We start from the raw sequence: 18,296 nt of genomic DNA on the forward strand, positions 1-18,296 counted from the left end.
GATGATGCACCAGTTCGATCACCGCTGGGCTACCTACGAGCCCGATAGCACCGTCCGCGACGTCACTCTCGACGAGAAGCGAGACCCGTCGTTCTCCGTGCTGCCCCGTTACTGGGTCCAGCAGCAACACGTAGCCGAAGCGCTCAAGGACCGCTGGGACAAGACCTGGCTGCTGGGATGGCGGGACATCGCCCGGGCGACGGACGAGCGGACCGCGATCGCGGCGCTGCTCCCGACGACGGCGATCGGAAACAGCCTTCCGATCTTCAGCGCGATGAATACGGCGAGCATGCCGTTGCTTGTGGGAGCCTGGTCCTCCCTTGCGATGGACTTCGCAACGCGGCTCAAGGTCGGTGGCACGCACCTCAACTTCTTCGTTGTCCAGCAGTTGCCGGTCCCTGAACCGGAGGCCGGCCAGCAGCCAACGCCCTGGGATCAGGCAGTCACACTGACGGGCTGGATCCGAGACCGGTTGGTCGAACTCAGCTGTACGGCAGATGACCTGGCCCTGGACACTGTCGGCGCACCGTTCGAGTTCGAGCCCGAGCGCCGATCGATCCTTCGATCCGAGCTCGACGCCGCCTACTTCCACCTGTATGGCCTCGACCGGTCGGACGTCGAGTACATCCTCGACACCTTCCCGATCGTCCGCCGAAAGGACGAAGCCGCCTACGGGGAGTACCGCACCAAGCGACTCATCCTGGAGGCGTACGACACGATGACCAACGCAGTCGCGAGTGGCTCAACATTCCGCTCGACACTTACTCCTCCACCGGGCCAGGGACCCCGCCACCCCGCACAAGACCGAGAGGTCGTCCTGCCATGACCGAGGCGTTGGAGCGCATGCTTCCCTTCTACGAGGCCAAGATGCTCGATCAGTTCCATCATCGCGATGCCGACGTCGTCAAGAGCGCGACCGCAGGAAAGCGGCAGAACCAGCCGCGGTACCTGACCGATGCGGAGCTTGAGGATCCGTCTCGTGTGCCGCAGCCAAGCGTGTGGATCGCCGAATCTGATCTGCCTAGCGACACCGCGGCGTGGCTGGCAGGTTTCGCGGACGTCACGAGTGCGACCAACGAACGGACGATCCTGGCTTCGGCCTTGCCCCGATCCGCCGTCGCCAATACCTACCCCCTCTTCGACGCGTCTGACCGTGCCTGCGTGGTTGCATTGCTGAACTCGTTCGCCCTCGACTACGTGGCGCGACAGAAGGTTCCAGCGCTTCACCTCAACTTCCGGTATGTCATGCAGTTCCCCGTCCCCGCTCCCGGCGCCTTCGATGTCTCAGCGCCTCATTGGGGTGGTTCGCTGCGAGACTGGCTGCACGTGCGGGTCCTTGAACTCCAGTGGAACGCCATCGACATGGCTGCTTTTGCTCAGGACCTCGGGGATGCTGGCGAACCCTTCGTGTGGGACCCAACGCGTCGCTCTCTCCTCCGAGTAGAGCTCGACGCTGCGTTCTTCCACGTCTATAGTCTCGGCCGCGACGACGTCGACTACATAATGGATACCTTCGAGGGCGTTCGGAAGCGGGATATCAAGGCCCACGGCGAGTACCGCACAAAGCGCCTCATCATGGAGGTGTTCGACGCGATGCAGCACGCCATCGATACCGGCACCGAGTATCAGACGATCCTTGACCCCCCGGCCGGCCATGGTGCTCGGCACGAATCGGGCGCCGAAGCGTGAATACGCCAGCGGTCGAGCCGAGCCGGATGGACAACCCGAGCCTGTCCGTGCAGGCAGCGCGTCCGGTTCTTGATCACCTGTACGGGGACCAGATGTCTCTCGTCGACCCGACCCGCCGGATCTGGACGGCGGAGGTTGCTGAGGAGGTCCGGCACCGTATCGAGGACGCGCTCGACCAGGGCAAGGAGTCGACGTGGATCAAGCTGGCCAAGCAGCTCGATGGCGCTTCCGACGAAGCGATTCTGCTGGCGGCCGAACTCACGTACCTGCGGGAGCTGCCGCTGATCCACCGACAGCTCGGCCCAAGCACGAAGCGCGAACACGTCTCCCTGATCCTGTCGTGGCTTCCGGAGCTGCCAGAGATTCCGGAGCCGATGGAGCGAGGCTTCGGGGTCGAGGGTGCCTGGCATGGCGGTCAGGGCTACGTCCAATACGCGTGGCGTCACCTCGTATGGATGTGCCGGTTCATCAAAGTGTGGGCCGGCCTGTCCCAGACCGAGCGGGACGCTGCCCGGAAAGATCCGTGGACCTTCCGTCGGCTCACGGACGAAGCTGGCTCGCTCGCTCCGAGCATGCAGTCGTGCCTCCTGTATCTGACCTACCCCTGGGCGTTTGAGCCGTCGGTGAGTGTGGAGCACAAGCGGCAGATCCGGGACGCCTTTGCCCACGAGATCGGCGGCGCGACCGGTGACGACGGGTACGCAATCGACCGTGACTTGCACGAGATCCGGAAGCGGATCGAGGCGGCGCAAGGCGCAGAGATCAACTTCTACGTCGAGCCGTTTCTCGGTACCTGGTGGCGACGGAAGAAGGCGAACGAGCGGGCGTGGGCTGTGCGTCCGAAGCCTGGAGGCAAGGAGCTTGTCGAGGCGTGGCTGGGAGAGGGATATGTCTCGCTCGCGGCGACCCACCTGGGTGACGTCGAGCCCGGTGTCACGAAGAGCGCAGTCCGCGAGGTGATCGATTCGCGGTACGACCACGTGGACTACGCCCAGCGTCTCGGACTGACCGAGGATTACCACGCTTTCCTGTCTCGGATCCAGGACGACGACATCGTGATCGCACGCAACGACGACGACGCCTGGATCGGGCGGATCAGCGGTCCGCCGCTGTTCTACGACGTTGAGCCGAGGCTTCGTCGCGCGGTGGACTGGTCGGCCGAACCGGTTCCCGCGTCGGACTTGCCGTCTCCTGTGCCGAGTCTGCTCGGGACGCCGTCGCGCAATGTGATCGACCTGACCGACGCACGGGACGACCTGGAGAGACTGCTCCCTGACGCCGCGATGGTGCCTGTGGTCGAGCCCGACGAGATTGAGGAGCCCGCTACGCAGGCTGGCCCGCTCCGGCTGCGCAGGGCAGACGAAGGGCTTGTTCGTGCAACCTTCACCGACATGGACTGGCTGGCCGAGTACATCGGCCTGCTGGAGGCCCGGCGGCAGGTGATCGTGCACGGCCCGCCTGGCACGGGCAAGACCTTCCTGGCGCAGAAGATTGCCCGGTACGTCGCGGGCGATGAGCAGGTACAGCTCGTCCAGTTCCATCCGTCGTACGCGTACGAGGATTTCTTCGAGGGGTTCCGGCCACGGGCGCAGGGGGACGGGAGCCTGACGTTCGACAAGGTGCCGGGCCCGCTGCGTCGGATCGCATCGGATGCGACGGCGAACCCGGGTTCGCCGTACGTGTTGGTCATCGACGAGATCAACCGTGGGAACCTCGCCAAGGTGTTCGGAGAGCTCTACTTCCTCCTGGAGTACCGCGAGGAGAATGTGACGCTGCAGTACTCACCAGAGTCGCCGTTCACGCTGCCGAAGAACCTGTTCATCATTGGGACGATGAACACGGCCGACCGATCGATCGCCATGGTCGACGCCGCGATCCGGCGCAGGTTCGCGTTCATCGAGATGCACCCCGACGTCGAACCGGTTGACGGGCTCCTTGCGCGGTGGCTCAAGGCGAACGGGGGCGAGGACGACCGTCCACGCCTGCTGGCCGCGCTCAATCGGGCCATCGGTGACGCCGACCGTGACTTCAAGATCGGGCCTTCGTACCTTATGCGGGCCGAGGCAGATTCTGACGAAGGGCTCACCCGGATCTGGAAGCATGACATCCTCCCGCTGCTGGAGGAGCACTACTTCGGTCGCCTCACACGGGAGAACATCGCGGCGACCTTCGGGCTGGAGGCGCTGCGGCGTCGGATCGCGCCGGTTGCTGAAGTAGCGGACGTCGGTGAGTATTCCGCGGCGGCGCCGTCGGACACCTGATGCGCGTCGACTTATCCGAGAACGATCCTGACGGTCGCGTACTTGCACTATCGGGCGAAATCGCGATGTCGCTGGCTAGGTCAGGGCTCGTCGAGGTCCGACCCCATGGACCGGACGCCCGGCACCTCGTTCCCCTGCGGAACAAGGTGGGGGCAGTGCGTGTCGGTGGCCTGGACGTCGTCGTGCAGCCGAAGGCGCCGTTTGCGTCGGTGCTGTTCATGCTGGGGTACGCCCGCGACCCGGGATTCACCGCGGATGAGGTTGATGGGCTGGCCGATGACGACCTGTGGGCAGCCGTGGGGGAGACCCTTGCCCGGCTCGCTGAGCGCGCGCTGCTCCAGGGTGTATTGCAGGGATACGTTACCCGCGAGGACGCACTCGCCGTGCTCCGCGGTCGTATGCGTGCTGCAGACCAGGTTGCACGCCACCCCGGCACGCTGCTTCCGCTCGAGATTGCGTACGACGAGTACGAGGTCGACATCCCGGAGAACCAGATCCTCCGGGCCGCGCTGCGGTGTATGGGATTCGTGCCAAGACTTCCGGGAACTCTCCGAGCGCGACTCGCGCACCTTGGCGGGCGCCTGGACGGGGCGTCTCCGCTCGTCCCGGGCTCTCCGGTACCGCGCTGGGTGCCATCGCGAGCAAACGTGCGGTACCAGCCTGCGCTGCACGTCGCAGAACTCGTTCTGCGATCGATCGGCATCTCGACGGCGGGCGGGAACGTGCCGGTGGCGTCGCTTGTCGTCGACATGGCGAAGGTGTTCGAGGATTTCGTCGGCACCGCGCTGCGTGAATCGCTCGCAGTGCTCTCACCCTGCGGGCGAACCGTCGAACAACACCCTGCATGGCTCGACGAGGGTTCCCGGGTACGGATCAAGCCCGACATCGTCCACCTCGTGAATGGAGCGCCGAGGCTTGTTGTGGACGCGAAGTACAAGCTCGGCTACGACGACGGCGGGTACCCGACAGCAGACGTCTACCAGGTGCTGGCCTACTGCACCGCGCTCGGCTTACCGCGTGGCTACCTCGTGTACGCGGGGTCACGAGTCGAAGGCGCCAAGCCCGTCTGGCACAGGGTGCTGAACACGGAGATCGACGTGATTCCGTGGCCGTTGGATGTTGCGACCCGACCTGCGCTGCTCCCCGTGCAGGTCCGCGGGCTCGCTGCCGCGACGCTCGCGAACTCTTCGGAAAGGAAGGCGCTGGGGTGATCGACTGGGGATCGGTCGGTGAGTGGGTCGGTGGCATCGGCGGCGTGGCCGCGGCGGCCGTGCCATTGATTCTCTGGTACCACGACCGGAAGGACCGGAAAGCTGCCGAAAGGGAACTCCGTGATTTGCGTGAGCAGTCGACGCGAGACGCCGTCGAAGCGCAGGCGCGGAGTGTTGCCGGATGGGTCGATCAGAGAGGAGTGTTCATACTCCGGAACGGATCACAGCTCCCAGTCTTCGACGTCCAGGCGAGATGGGAGCTCGAAGACCAGTCCGGTGAAACGATGGACGGTGGCATCGGAGCGTGGGAGGCGATCAGCCCCCAGGGCGAGGTGACGGACAGCACCTACAGGCCACCGGGGGTCCTCACCTGTTACGTGACGTTCCGTGACGCCGGCGGAGGCTGGTGGCGCCGATCGTCGAACGGAGACCTGGCCGCTCTGTCCGAGAAGCCCAACAGGGTTGTACCTATCACGGAGCCACCGGAGCCACAGATCTTCTGACGTGCGGATCCCGCGGCAGAGGACTCAGCGGTCATCGACATCGTACGATCGGAGGGCGGGGCGCCTTGTCCCGCAGATGAGCCCCACGACGACCCGTCGCGGCTCTCATCGGCTCCCCACCAACGGGGAGCGGCACATTGGCCCTTCCCCCAAGGTTCCCCCACGGAGCAATCCGAAGCGAAGAACCAGCAGGTCAGGGCCACAACGCACAGTTCAACGTCTGAGATTTCGGTGGGCGTGCAGGTCCGAACCGCACCGGTGACGGATCACGACGGAGGTTGGCGCCTACCTCGAGGATGAACGTTCTACGGCCAAAATGCGCAGGCTCACGGCCGTGACGAACGCGATGAAGACGAGCAGGACCACGTCCGAGACGCCAAAGGTCTCGGGTGCGATGAGGTAGCACCACCAGGCCCTCGGCAGCCAGCACCCGAATCGCCCCGGTGAGTCTCGACTCACCGAGGCGATTCGCACCTGCGGCTCGTGCCACGCTTCGCCACCGACTTCGATGGCGTACCCATCGACCTAGCCCGAGCCCGGCGAGGACTTCCGCAGCTGGCGCTGCCTCCGCTGTCTGCAGACGGCGCGCCCCGTCAGCGGCGCCGCCCCTGCGACCACTGCGCCTGAACCGCCTGCTAATGCCCGCGCCAGATCGACCACTGTTAGGCGGGGACGGGCGTCGCCTGCGACTTGAGGTGGTCATAGGCATCGGCCGCCACGAACAGCATCCGAGCGAACTCCCGCATCTCGGCTGAGTCCTTCGGGAAGTTGCAGGGCATGTCGATCCGCGGGACGCCCTGCGGCTCCCGCTCGTAGACGATCACGGTGAGATTCTCGGTCTCCAGCACTAGGTCACGGCAATTGTCCGAGTTAGTCCCGAGCATGCTCGGGTCGAAGATCATGCCGATCGTCTTCATGACCTCAAGGGCCTCGACCGCGCTCAGTTCGCCCGTCCGAACCTTCCCCAGGTGAGACGGGTCGACCGGGACGCCGCGAGCCTCACCCCAGATTTCCATGCGCTTGGCCCAGTCGGACAGCCCGGCCTTGATGCTCGGCGGCATGCTTCCCACGATGTCATTCCCTTCGGTCGAGTTCCTACGGCACGTGCAGTCGCAACCTTCAGGGCACGCCTTCGCGCTCGCGACCCACGACAGGGATGTATCAATTCGGCCACCTTGACCTCCAGCGCCAGCGAACGAATTGCGACAGGCTGGGCCGATCCTTGGCACGCCGTCACACCTGTCACGTGTGATGCCCCTGTTGTCGGCGGGTGAGGTCGCGTTAGCCCTGCTGCCTGACGACTACTGCCACCAGTAGCATCACCAGATGGGGCAGGTCCGGGGTGTAACGGATGATCCGATCCCGATTCACGCGCCGCAACAACGATGGAGGGGCCCCTCACCATGACCTACGAGACCGAGGACGAGGTCAAGAACGCGCTCGGCATCACCAGCTGGCGAAACCTGTCGAAGGACACCGTCATCAGGTTTGCCGCAATGCGATCCGACATTGACGCGGACGTCGCGAAGGCGATCATCGCTCAGATCCCGGCGTACGCGAGGCTCAGCGTCGACGTGCTGACAGTGGTGCGCAAGGCACATGAATCCACGGTGGGAGCCAACCGGCACAGCCAGGATCGAGTGCACGACGCCTTCGCTGATGTTCGACAGATGGCCAAGGAAGAACTCAAGAAGCCGGACCTGAGCCCTGAGGACCGTCGTTACTACCACCAGGTGGCGATGGACACGGCGCTGAGGGAGTCCGAGAAGGACTCCGAGAACAAGCAGTTCCTGGACAGCGGGCTCGGCAAGACTGTCACGGCCGCAGGCATAGTCATCGCGGCCAGTGCGGCGATCTTGGGTGGCCGCGCGGCTCTACAGCGTGGAGATGGCGGTCCGGGCTCCGGCGGCGTCTGACTGTCGACAGCCGTCCGGCGGGCCTTGATTTCGTACTACGTCTGCCCGTACTTGAGTACGGACGGCACTGAGGTCCCACATCCGGACGCCGTTTCACCCGCTTCGCGGCCTACACGGCGTTGGGGTCGCATGTTGCCCAGGAGTAGGTTCGCGCGCGTGGACGACACCAAGTACTTGCCGTGGGGCGCCGGGCTCGAATGGCTTGCTACGGCTCAGCTCGATCGGGTCCTCGTGCTCGGGGGCCCGACAGAGCGGGACGTCGCGGCCTTGGCGACGATGAGCGCCGATGTCCGAACCTGCGCTGACTACGACGATCGCGGTGGCGTCCCCAGGGGGGTCTATGCTCGCCTGCGCCGAGGAAAGTGGCGGGCCCTGGCGATGGCCGACGGCCTGACGGAACGGGAAGCCCGCAGCTTTGAGAATCGGTACCGGGAGTACGACTGGATCGATCGTGCCCTGGCAATCTGGGGCGACGAGTGGGAGGACGCGGTCCCCTTCGGCGGAGGCTCATCGCTGAGGCCTGGCGCGATGGTGAGGGTCCCGAGCTCGGCGGAACTCGGGACCGTTCGCAAGGTCGTCCGGATGACCTCCGGCTACCGGGTCACAGTCGAGATCGCCGGGATGCTCAGGGAATATCCCGAGGACTCGCTCGAGGAACTGGCAGGCGACCCTCGATCGTACGAGTTCTGGACGAGCCAGCCTCCCGCGAGATCGTCTGACATTGCGCTGACAGTCACGCATGCCAAGCTCCGCAACCCGCTCACGGACGTGCTGTACTCGTTCGCGGCGAGCAAGACGGTCTTCCGGCCCTACCAGTTCCTTCCGGCGATCAAGGTCCTGACCTCCGGTACGGGCCGGATGCTCGTGGCCGACGAGGTCGGTCTAGGCAAGACGATCGAGGCTGGGCTCATCTGGAACGAGCTCGATCAGCGGCACGACGGAGGGCCGGCAGGAGGCAACGGTCAGCTCCGCAGAGCGCTCGTCGTCGCGCCGTCGGCCCTGACGCACAAGTGGCGCGACGAGATGAATCGCCGGTTCGACCGGAAGATCGAAGTCATCAAGCCAGATCGTCTCCAGCAGCTCGCAGACGACCTGCGGACGGGCGGCGATCCGGAAATCCAGGCCGTCATCAGTCTGGAGTCCCTCCGTTCTGCGACAACGGTGCTCGACGCCCTGAACGAGGTCAATCCGCGCTTCGACCTGGTGATCGTCGACGAGGCGCACCAGATGCGCAATATCGGGCGGAGGTCGAATCGCCTGGGACACCTCCTGTCGGACTGGTCCGACCATTTGGTGTTCCTCTCTGCGACTCCGATCAACCTCCGCGAGGACGACCTGTTCAACCTGCTGGAGATCCTCGACGAGGGCAGCTTCTACGACAAGGACGTCTTCAGGCTCCAACTGGAGCCGAACGCATTGCTGAACGAGGTTCTGCGGACGGTGGCCACCGGTGGCGTCGGTCAGGAAGCCCTGCGGACGCTGATGAAGGTCGCATCGGTGCCTTTCGGTGGTTCCTTGGCCAGGAGGCCCGACTTCGAACGGCTCAGGAAGGTGCTCGACATCGACCGGCCGCTGCTGCCGGAGGAGCGGTCGGAGGCGCGCCGGTTCATTGCCGAACTGTCGCCCCTCAACGGAGTGCTCACCCGGACTCGGAAGATTGACGTGCCAGGAAAGAAGGCCGTCCGTGAAGCGCACTCCGTCGAGGTCGCATGGACGGCAGAGGAGAAGGAGATCTACGACGCGGTCGAGTCCTACTTCCGAGAACGAGGACGACGTGAAGGGATCCCCGTCGGGTTCGCGATGCAGATGCCCCTTCGGCAGGCGGCGAGCTGCCTGCCTGCTCTGCTCCGCAGAGCACAGTCCGCCGGACCCGTCAGCAGGATCACGGATCCGGACGAGCTGTTCGATGAGGATTCCACCGAGCTGCCCACCACCACGGCGCCAGCCTGGGCGGAGATGCTCGCGTCGTCTCCAGTCTTCCGCAGGGGACTCCGGCTTGACTCGAAGTTCGAGGCGTTCGTCGCGGATCTCCGGCGGCTGCGTGACATCGGGGTTCGGCAGGTCATGGTCTTCTCCACGTTCCCCGGTACCCTGGAATACCTCCTCGAGAGAGTGCGGCCGGAGTTCACGGCGGAGATCATGCACGGCAGGACGCCCCTTGAGAAGCGAGCAGACCTGATGGAGCGCTTCCGGGCCGGCGAGTTCGAGCTGCTCCTGCTCAGCGAGGTGGGCTCCGAAGGCCTCGACTTCGAGACCTGCAATGCCGTGGTGAACTACGACCTGCCGTGGAACCCGATGCGCGTCGAGCAGAGGATCGGCCGGGTCGACCGGTTCGGTCAGGAGGCTGAGAAGATCTTCGTCCGCAACCTTCACGTGCCCGGCACGATCGAGTCGGACATCCTCGAACGGCTCTACCAGCGCATCGGCGTGTTCGAGCGGTCCATTGGAGACCTCGAACCCATCCTCCGTTCACGCTTCAAGGAGTTTCGCAACGAGCTCCTCACCCAGCGGTTAAGCCCAGAGGAAGCTCGTCAGCGGCAGGAGCAGCTCGCTGTCGCGCTGGAGAACAACCGCCGGGAGATTGAGCGGATCGAGGAGTCTCGGGCAACTCTCGGAACCGCCGACCACCTGCGCATCGAAGGCGTGGGAGAGGACGGCCCCGACCGGGGCCGGTTCGTGGGGCGCACTGAGATCGAGAGACTTGTCCGGAGGCTGCTGGAGCCGACCGACAGCCGCCTCGCGGGCCCGGACGAGAGCGGGATCTACCTACTCCGCGGAACACCGGAGCTGGCCGACAAGTGCGGACAGATCCGCGGCGAGCGCGGACGGGGAACATTGTTCCCCCTGAGCCGGCTCGAAGGGGCGTTCCGCAACGGCCGCGACGTGCGTGTCACGTTCGACGCCGACACGGCGAGCAAGCACGACGTCGACCTGCTCTCCGTCCGACATCCCCTCGTGAGCCTTGCACTTCTCGAAGTCGAGCGGACCGAGACCGACCTGCGGCGGTTCGGCGCGGTCGCCGTCCCTGGGCTGCCGCCCGGTGATCACCTGCTGGCCCGCATCGACATTGCCCGGACCAGCGGGCTGCGCCCCCGGCTGGAGCTCTGGGCTACAGCCATCGACGCAGCGACGCAAAGTGTGGTGCCTGGGGCCGAGGACGCACTTCTCGCAGCAGTCGCTTCCGGTGCACTCCGAGACGCGCACGTCCCTGACAACTTCGACCCACAGGGGTTGCTGCCGTCCTTGGCCAATGCGATCTGGGCGCGTCGGGACTCCGCTGAGGCGACACGCTCGCAGGACAACGTCGCCCTCGTCGACGCCCGCGTTGAAGCTCGTGAGCGGTACTTCGCGATCAAGATCGACCGGGCCGAGCGAAGTGCCCGTGAGTACCAGAGCAGTGACCCTCGGCATGCGAAGGGCCAGCTCACACGGGCGCGAAACCTGCGGGAGTCGCTCGAGCGGGAGAAGTCGATGATCAGTCGCAGTCGTCAGCTCGATGTCTCGCTCACACCAGTGGCCGTGGTGGTCGTGACCGGTACGACGAGCTGACCGGTCCGCCTGGCATCAGTAGTCCTGCTGGTGCCAGGCGAGCCGCCGGTCGATCGAGACACCTTGGCGAACGCTCTCGACGAGCAGGCGCTGGTAGGTCGCGCCCTTGAGGACCGGCCACCGGTCGACGCGCAGCTCAGTGGTCCGTCCCGTGCCGTCACCGACCAGGACGGATCCGTCCTGTGACAGGCGCAGGACGAACCGGTCACGTCCGAAGCTGACCTTCACGCCGTCGAAGTCGCCGTCCTTGTCGGCGAAGCGGATAGGGATCTCATCCTTCTCGTGCACCTCGACGGACCGCACTGTCAGGACGCCGGTCCCGCTGACAGGCAGATCCCCTTGGTCCCGCCAGTAGTACCGTGCAGTATCTCCGCCGATTGCTCGCCACGGGTCGTAGAACGGCGTGTAAGCGTCGTAGATCCGGCGCTCCTGGCGTCCCGCGGGGCCGTCCCACTCGAGGTAGAAGTGGAATCCCGGGCGGTGCAGCGAGAGGCGCTCGTATGAGGTCGTCTCCGCCAAGCCGACGGCGATCGCCTCATCAGCGGCGATCTCCGGAATCTCATGGACGTTGGCCTCGATGAACTGGTTGCGCAGGTACTCCGCAATGGCCGGTGTGCGGCTCATCCCGCCAGCCAGCAGCACGTAGTCGACGGAGTCGATCAGCGCCCGCTCGGGGACGGACCTGATGGCGGTCATCGACGACTCACCCCTCTCGGCGAGGCGAGCCGTTCGCAGGGTCGCGACGACCAGCTGATGGGCGCGATCGAGCTGCGGGCGGATGATCTCGTCCAGCGACTCTCGCGAGAGGATCACATCGGGAAGGGGGACCTGCGCGTAGCCGACCGGAACGCGCGCGTCGATCGTGGTCGTCAGGTTGACCTTGGCCTCGCGCGCGGCGCGGCGTGCCCAGGCGCGTGCGACGGCCGGATGAGGTAACTCATCGAGGTACAGGTCGTGCTCCGCGCAACGGAGTTCATAGTCGGCCAGGACTGCCTGGTCGACGGCATCGCCTGCCTCGTCGATACCGAGGGCCGCCAGAACATTGATCGTCGGGTCCCTGTGGGGCTCGGCCTGAACGTCGAGAACAGCGATGTCGAGGGTGCCGCCGCCCATGTCGTAGACCAGGACCCGCCCATTGACCTCCTCGCCCCGATCGCGGACCCGCTTCATCAGCCACGCGACACCGGCGGCGATCGGTTCGTCCACGAGCGTCGACGACCCGACGACGATCCCGGCCTCCTCCGCCAGCCCCATCAGGCGGCGGCGCTGCGCGCCGGTCCACATCGCTGGGCACCCGAGGCGGACATTGCCCTCGGTGAGGTTGAGAAACGCGGCCCTCTCGGCGCGCGTCCGCAGCTCCCGCAGAAGGTGGTAGATCGCATCGTCGGCCTTGACTGTGATGTCGGTACCCGGGACGGCGACCTCGGTCAGGTTCTTAGTGATCGCACGCTTCACGGACCGGACCAGTGCGTGTTCGGCGACGGCGACAGCTTCCTCACCCGCAAGCAGCCCGCGCTCACCATGTGCGACGACCGACGGCATCCATGACTGACTCCGCCCGATGGGAACGATCTGAGTCCTCAGGGCGTTGCCCTCCGCGATCAGGCTCGTGCTGGTTCCGAAGTCGATACCGATCGCGGTCTGTGCCACCGATGCTCCTATGCGTGCAGTGCCTCAACTGTCGCGCGGACCAGCACGATCTGCTCGTCTGCGTGAGCCCATGTATATCCCGGGTGTCTGACACTGACGTCGGTCCCGGGCTGGATTCCACGCTCGATGCTGTCGTGGAAGGCTGGATCGTACGAGACGATAGCCCCGAAATCACCCACAAGGTCCAGACCGGCTCGCCGGATCAGTGCCGTGATGCGGGATCGTGCCCGGTCCGTATCACCGGCTCCGGCTTCCTCCATCGCGAGCGATGCCACCGCGGCGACCGACCGCATCGCGTCGATCCGGATCTGCCGTTCGTTCGCTCCGTGTGACGATCGAGCAGCCTCTCGCATCGCGTCGATCTGAACACGGGCTCGCTCGAGGTCAGCTCGCAGCGCTGCCATCTCGTCCATGACGGACGTGTTGTGCTGGACGGCCGCGTCACGCTCAGCAGCAAGAGCATCGATCTGGGTCTGAAGCGCGTCCCGCTCTGCTCGCCCGGAGAGGATCTCGTGCCAGGCCGCGAGGTCCCGGTCGGCGATGCCGACTCGTCCGAATGCCCGCCCGACCCGAACCGGATCGATCATCGCCGTGACTTCCGGCGGCGCTGCGAGGATCGTCAGGAGACGCCGTCGGGTGGCGGCCTCGTCCACAGCGGCTCGTACTCGAGATGCCACGTTGGACACCACCACGGGGTCCGCGAGGGCCCGCAGCAGAGAGCCGTCAGTGACTCTGAGTAGGTCGTCTGCCCCTACGTCGCTCCACCACCGAGCAAGGCTCATCTCAGCTGGCTCGATCAGATGGAGCCGGCCGAGCAGCGCCTGCCGTGCGGGCGAATCACCAAGAGGAATGAGCGCGACCTGACGGGAAAGGTTGCGCAGAGCCTTGTCAGATAGCTTCGGCCCGTCTGATCGCTGCAGCCCCCGGACGATCGACCTGACAATCGCCTCACCGTGAGCACCGACCTCTGCGGGCGAAAGTGCAGCAAAGAACTCTACGAGGGGCTCGAGCGAGACGACTTGGGGAAGAAGGTGGGTTGTCTCGGCGATGAAACGGTCGAGCGCGGCCTCGGGCCGTCGACCGGTGACCATGCGGAGCTCGGACGCCACCGACTGCAGAAGGAACGCCAGCGCGGCTGGCTGCTTGCCGACGAGCTCCCGGGGCAGTTCATTGGTCGAGGCTGTGGTCAGCAGAAGTGCCGCTAGGTCGCTATTGACAGCGGTAGCAGCCGCGGCGTTGACGACCTTCGGACTGATCGTCTGCAGGCGAGTCAGCGTGGCAAGCGGACGCCTTGCAGCCTCTTTGAGGGCGGCGCCTGGGACGTCATTGATGAATGCGCCAGCTAGGAGCTGGATGACGGGGTCCCTCTCCGAAACTAGGGCCTGAGCGAGCAGCCGACGGTTCTCGACGCTGTCCGTTCCCGCAAGGTCCTGAAGCCGGCGCGAGACGGGGACGACCGACGGTTCCTCCGGGTCGTCTCCCGCAGCGCCAGGAATCGGCGTGTGGCTGCTCTTACCGGCACTGGCCTCGGCAGTGGCGGCCGTGGGCTCGGCGGTTCGGGCTGCGGCATCAGGGACGGTCGACGCAGCCGCCGCTGCCTCGGGTCCGGTCGGTGTGGCTGTCTCCTCGGTATCTGCAACACCTGCCGCGGGCGCGGGCGCTTCTGCAGGGTCACCCCGGACTTCGGACGTGACCGGCTGGAAGGCCGCTGCATCAAGCCGCACCGTCTTGCTGTTCACCGACATCCCAACGGCGGCGAGATCCGCTCGACGCGTACCGAGAACGTCCTTGACGGCATCCTCTGGGACGCCGTCGGACACGAACTTCTTGACGAGCTGGTGAGTCGTCCCTTTTTGCTCGGCCATGTCGAGCACAGCCGCCACGATCGCTGCGACCGGGTCCTCGGTGAAGGCGTCGGCAGGTGTCGTCTGGTTCACCCAGCGCCGGTACACCAGCCCGCCGGTCGGCATCATGACGACACGGTCTTTGCCCCGCGCGATGACCTCTTCCGTTCCGTCCTCCCACCTGACGGTGGCCTTCTTCGTAGAGGGGTCCAACGACAGCACCTCCCCGCGACGCAGGACAGTCTTCGTCCGGGGCTCGGTGAGCAGAGCGGAGTGGTGAACAAGCACGCAGCGATTCTAGAGACTGGCAGGGCCTCAACCTGTCTCGCGCGCTGGGCTCCGCTCCAGAGTCACGGAGCGGACGCATGGCGCGCGCAAATCCACTTGGTTCAGGGCCGCGCCCCGACGTTCCACGCGGTTCCTGGGAGCAACTCGCTGCGCCGCCCCGTCCAGAGGACCGCGAGCTCGTCGCGTGCCCGGGTCGCAGCCACGTAGAGCAGCGACCGCTCGCGCAGCTCGGCGTCGGCCCGCTCCGCCTCCGGCAGCGCAGCGAGCCCCGCACCCCAGCCGGCCTCGTCCCGGGACACGCCGAAGAGCACGACCCGCTTGAACTCCATCCCCTTGGAGCGGTGCATCGTCATGACCAGCACCTGGCCCGCCTCGGCGGGAGCCTCGTCCTGGACGAACCGCGCCGGCACCCCGGCCGACGCGAGCGCCGTAGCCACCTTCTCCCCGAGGGTCCGGGTGCGTACCAGCACTCCGAGTGTCTCGGGCGAGTCGCCCGCGGCGACCCACCCGGCGACCAGGGCACCGGCCCGCCGGAACTCGTCCGTCAGCGAGGACGCGGGCACCTCACGCGGCACCGGTCCCGACCGGGCCGAGCGGAACCCGCTCGTTCCCGCCGCCTCCGCCTCCAGATCGAGCCACTCCTCACCTGCCAGGACGCCGACGGCGTACCGCAGCACGGGTGGCGCCGGGCGGAGCGAGGGCGCGGCTCGCCGTGATGCCCGCCCAGCCGACCCGCTGGTGCGGGGAGCAGGATCCGTGCCCTGGCCGGTGACGGGCGGCGAGCCGCGCCGTGCTGAAGACCCAATGCTCCGGCGGGTGTCCGCAGTGGTGGCCAGAGCAACCCACCCGCTGACGTCGTCCCGGCACGTCCCCGCGCCAGTGTCAGTTGCGAGTGCCACGCTATCCCCATGCCTCGACACATCGAGAAGGAAGACTTCAAGGACGCCACCATCACCCGCTCGAACTTTGCGGGTGCCACGATCCGGTTCTCCGACCTCACCGGAGCGAAGCTGCGGGGCGTCGACGTCGGCGGGCTGGACATCGACAGCCACGACCTCTTCTTCGGCAGCCTGATCGTCAACGGTGTCGACGTCGTGCCCTACGTCGAGGCCGAGCTCAACCGGCTCTTCCCGGGCCGCGAGCTGCAGAAGGCACAGACGCCCGAGGGGCTGCGCGAGGGGTGGGCGGCGGTCCAGGCCGCCTGGGCGGAGACCGTCACGCAGACGCCGCCGGATCTCGTCGACGCCCACGTCCCCGACGAGTGGTCGCTGTCGCAGACGCTGCGCCACCTCGTCCTCGCCACGGATGCCTGGCTGCGTGGCGCGATCCAGGGGATCGAGCAGCCGTTCCACCCGATCGGGCAGATCTTCACCGGCGCGGAGCGCATGGGCTTCGACATGTCGATCTTCGTCACCGAGCCGCCGGCGTACGACGAGATCCTGGCTGTCCGCGCCGAGCACCAGCAGCTCGTCACGGACTTCCTCGCCACCGTCACGCCCGAGCTGCTCGCCGAGGAACGCAACGACCCGTGGGGCGGTCCCGACAGCGACTGGCACCCGACCGTCGGCGACTGTATCCGCGTGATCCTCGAGGAGGAGTGGGCGCACCTGCGCTACATCCGCCGCGACCTCGCCCTGCTCACGGCCCCGAGGCCGGCCCCGCAGCCCAGCCCGTAGCTGGGGCGCCGTAGCCCAGCCCGTAGCCCAGCCCGTGGCACCTCGCCAGCACGCCCGCCCGCCTGCGAGGATGCGCCCGTGAACTCTCCCCAGCAGCACAGCACCGACGCCGCGCGGGCGGTACGAGACCTCTTCCTGCGGGCGGTGCGCGGCATCGCCGAGCCGGAGCCTGTCGAGGGCGAGGTGACGCAGGCGCACCTGGAGGAGATGGCCGGCCGCCCGCTGGAGGAGACGACCGCGGCCGAGATCGTCGAGCGCCTCGAGGGTGACCCGCCGGGCGCCGCGCTCCTGGTGGGGTTCGACCGCCCGCAGCGGCCGAGGCACTGGGTCATCGGCTACAACGACGGCGGTACGGCCGTGACGATCGACCCGCTCGTCAACGGCGCGCAGCCGTTCCCTCCGCCGGGGTCGGAGGACGCGGTGCGCTGGTTCGCCGACGGCCCGCCGGTCCGGCCGTTCGGCGTCGACCGCGGGGCGGACCAGGTGACCGTCGGCGCCGCGGTCCTCGGCATCGACATCGACACGGCACGCACCTGCTCGCGGCCCGTCGAGGACGACGGCCTCCTGCACGTGTGGACCCCAGGCCGCGGCGGTGCGCACGCCGTCGTCGCGCCGGACGGGCAGGCCCTTGCGGGGGAGTCCGCGATCACGCTGGCCAAGCTGGTGGCCGCGTTCCGCGCGGGACGCCGCCGGGCGTCGACCCACACGGTCAACCACGCGGCATCGGCCGTCTCCGCCACGATCGACTGGCTCCGCGGGGGTGAGCTGCGCCCGGCGCAGCGCACCGGACCGGACCAGGCCGCGCTGGAGGCGCAGGTCGGCGCGGGTCTGCAGGAGACCACACCCGAAGAGATCGCCGAGCGCCTCGCGGCCCGGCCCAACGCGTCGTTCCTGCTCGTGGGCGTCGACCGGGCCCAGGGGCCCGGCCACTGGTACGTCGCCCTGAACACGGGCGACGGCGTCGACGCGCTCGACCCGATCGCGAACGGCCGGCACGCGTGGCCGCCGCCGAACGCGGATGCCGTCCGCTGGTGGGCCGACGGCGAGCCCCTGCGCCCGGTGCCTGTCCCCGCCTCGGCGAAGGCGTCGGAGCCCGTCGAGGTCGAGGCGTACAGCAGCGCCGGGGCGCGCCTGTGGGCACGGGTCGGGCCCGCGTACCAGGAGCTCGGCACGAGCCTCGTGCGCGACACTGCCGCGCTCGACGAGAAGTGGCACAAGCACGGCCAGACCTACTTCTCCGGCTTCTGGCAGTACTCGATGCATGACGACGGGAACCGTGGCCTGCGCCTGGCCGCCTGGAACCTGGCGACCGAGCGCTTCGAGTGGGACCTCAAGCCCGCGCTCGACCTGCTCTTCCAGGAGCGCAAGGTGCTCGGCTTCACGAAGGCGACCCGCACCAGCGTGCGGTTCACCCGCCTGTTCACGGTGGAGCGAGGGGCGCTGGAGGCCTACGTCATCCACCTGGTCCGGGGCGAGCAGACCGGAGCGGAGGACTCCGGGTGGTACATCGGGACGACGCCGGAGCGGGCGGCCGACGTCGAGACGCTGACCGGCATGGAGCTCCATCTGCGCAACCCCGACCTCGCCCGGTTCTTTGCCCTTCCGACGGGGTGGCGTGCCTCGTGGGACGCCGGCAAGAAGCGCATCGGCGTGCTGGTGGACCCGGATGGGAACACTGTCTGGGACGCGGCGGGCTGAGCACCGCCACC

At 67.0% G+C, this 18,296-nt stretch carries 13 protein-coding genes; 9 read left to right on the plus strand and 4 right to left on the minus strand.

The window, feature by feature from the left end; all coding sequences use genetic code 11:
- The first annotated feature begins 1 nt into the window (after position 1).
- The 5 genes from AC060K_RS07300 (at position 2) to AC060K_RS07320 (ending at position 5,664) form a co-directional block, all read left to right on the plus strand.
- Positions 2-826, plus strand: a complete 825-nt coding sequence (locus AC060K_RS07300; protein WP_483764762.1) for a hypothetical protein — start codon at positions 2-4, stop codon at positions 824-826.
- Positions 823-1,689, plus strand: a complete 867-nt coding sequence (locus AC060K_RS07305; RefSeq protein WP_483764763.1) for a hypothetical protein — start codon at positions 823-825, stop codon at positions 1,687-1,689. Before AC060K_RS07300 ends, AC060K_RS07305 begins: the two co-directional genes overlap by 4 nt.
- Before the next feature lie 92 nt (positions 1,690-1,781).
- Positions 1,782-3,950, plus strand: coding sequence for an McrB family protein (locus tag AC060K_RS07310; protein ID WP_483764764.1), 2,169 nt, complete (start codon positions 1,782-1,784; stop codon positions 3,948-3,950).
- Positions 3,950-5,161 (plus strand): McrC family protein, encoded by a 1,212-nt coding sequence (locus AC060K_RS07315; protein WP_483764765.1) that lies wholly within the window; start codon positions 3,950-3,952, stop codon positions 5,159-5,161. Before AC060K_RS07310 ends, AC060K_RS07315 begins: the two co-directional genes overlap by 1 nt.
- Positions 5,158-5,664: a hypothetical protein gene (locus tag AC060K_RS07320; protein WP_483764766.1), complete on the plus strand. Its 507-nt coding sequence runs from the start codon at positions 5,158-5,160 to the stop codon at positions 5,662-5,664. The genes AC060K_RS07315 and AC060K_RS07320 overlap by 4 nt, the downstream gene beginning before the upstream one ends.
- A gap of 662 nt (positions 5,665-6,326) precedes the next feature.
- On the opposite strand, the gene AC060K_RS07325 is transcribed toward AC060K_RS07320, so the two are convergent.
- Positions 6,327-6,725 (minus strand): hypothetical protein, encoded by a 399-nt coding sequence (locus tag AC060K_RS07325; RefSeq protein WP_483764767.1) that lies wholly within the window; start codon positions 6,723-6,725, stop codon positions 6,327-6,329.
- Between the two features lie 342 nt (positions 6,726-7,067).
- On the opposite strand from AC060K_RS07325, the gene AC060K_RS07330 reads away from it, so the two are divergent.
- Positions 7,068-7,580 (plus strand): hypothetical protein, encoded by a 513-nt coding sequence (locus AC060K_RS07330; RefSeq protein ID WP_483764768.1) that lies wholly within the window; start codon positions 7,068-7,070, stop codon positions 7,578-7,580.
- A gap of 156 nt (positions 7,581-7,736) precedes the next feature.
- On the plus strand, positions 7,737-11,129 hold the full coding sequence (locus AC060K_RS07335; RefSeq protein WP_483764769.1) for a DEAD/DEAH box helicase: 3,393 nt from the start codon (positions 7,737-7,739) through the stop codon (positions 11,127-11,129).
- A 15-nt stretch (positions 11,130-11,144) separates the two neighbouring features.
- Here the strand turns inward: AC060K_RS07335 and AC060K_RS07340 are convergent, their stop codons facing one another.
- The 3 genes from AC060K_RS07340 to AC060K_RS07350 form a co-directional block, all read right to left on the minus strand.
- Positions 11,145-12,779: an Hsp70 family protein gene (locus AC060K_RS07340; protein ID WP_483764770.1), complete on the minus strand. Its 1,635-nt coding sequence runs from the start codon at positions 12,777-12,779 to the stop codon at positions 11,145-11,147.
- A gap of 8 nt (positions 12,780-12,787) precedes the next feature.
- Positions 12,788-14,911 (minus strand): hypothetical protein, encoded by a 2,124-nt coding sequence (locus tag AC060K_RS07345; RefSeq protein WP_483764771.1) that lies wholly within the window; start codon positions 14,909-14,911, stop codon positions 12,788-12,790.
- Between the two features lie 101 nt (positions 14,912-15,012).
- A complete protein-coding gene (locus AC060K_RS07350; protein WP_483764772.1) occupies positions 15,013-15,588 on the minus strand; it encodes a 3'-5' exonuclease in 576 nt (191 codons plus the stop codon).
- A 231-nt stretch (positions 15,589-15,819) separates the two neighbouring features.
- On the opposite strand from AC060K_RS07350, the gene AC060K_RS07355 reads away from it, so the two are divergent.
- Positions 15,820-16,587 (plus strand): DinB family protein, encoded by a 768-nt coding sequence (locus AC060K_RS07355; RefSeq protein ID WP_483764773.1) that lies wholly within the window; start codon positions 15,820-15,822, stop codon positions 16,585-16,587.
- 78 nt (positions 16,588-16,665) lie between these two features.
- On the plus strand, positions 16,666-18,285 hold the full coding sequence (locus AC060K_RS07360; protein WP_483764774.1) for an immunity protein Imm33 domain-containing protein: 1,620 nt from the start codon (positions 16,666-16,668) through the stop codon (positions 18,283-18,285).
- Positions 18,286-18,296: the final 11 nt, after the last annotated feature.

The sequence above is a fragment of the Antribacter sp. NEAU-D49 genome, assembly GCF_057158775.1.

Excerpts from the sequence above, each read along its gene's own strand:
- AC060K_RS07330 (WP_483764768.1), top strand. The coding sequence starts at position 7,068 with ATGACCTACGAGACCGAGGACGAGGTCAAGAACGCGCTCGGCATCACC.
- AC060K_RS07310 (WP_483764764.1), top strand. The coding sequence starts at position 1,782 with ATGTCTCTCGTCGACCCGACCCGCCGGATCTGGACGGCGGAGGTTGCT.
- AC060K_RS07315 (WP_483764765.1), top strand. The coding sequence starts at position 3,950 with ATGCGCGTCGACTTATCCGAGAACGATCCTGACGGTCGCGTACTTGCA.
- AC060K_RS07300 (WP_483764762.1), top strand. The coding sequence starts at position 2 with ATGATGCACCAGTTCGATCACCGCTGGGCTACCTACGAGCCCGATAGC.
- AC060K_RS07325 (WP_483764767.1), bottom strand. The coding sequence starts at position 6,725 with ATGCCGCCGAGCATCAAGGCCGGGCTGTCCGACTGGGCCAAGCGCATG.
- AC060K_RS07355 (WP_483764773.1), top strand. The coding sequence starts at position 15,820 with ATGCCTCGACACATCGAGAAGGAAGACTTCAAGGACGCCACCATCACC.
- AC060K_RS07305 (WP_483764763.1), top strand. The coding sequence starts at position 823 with ATGACCGAGGCGTTGGAGCGCATGCTTCCCTTCTACGAGGCCAAGATG.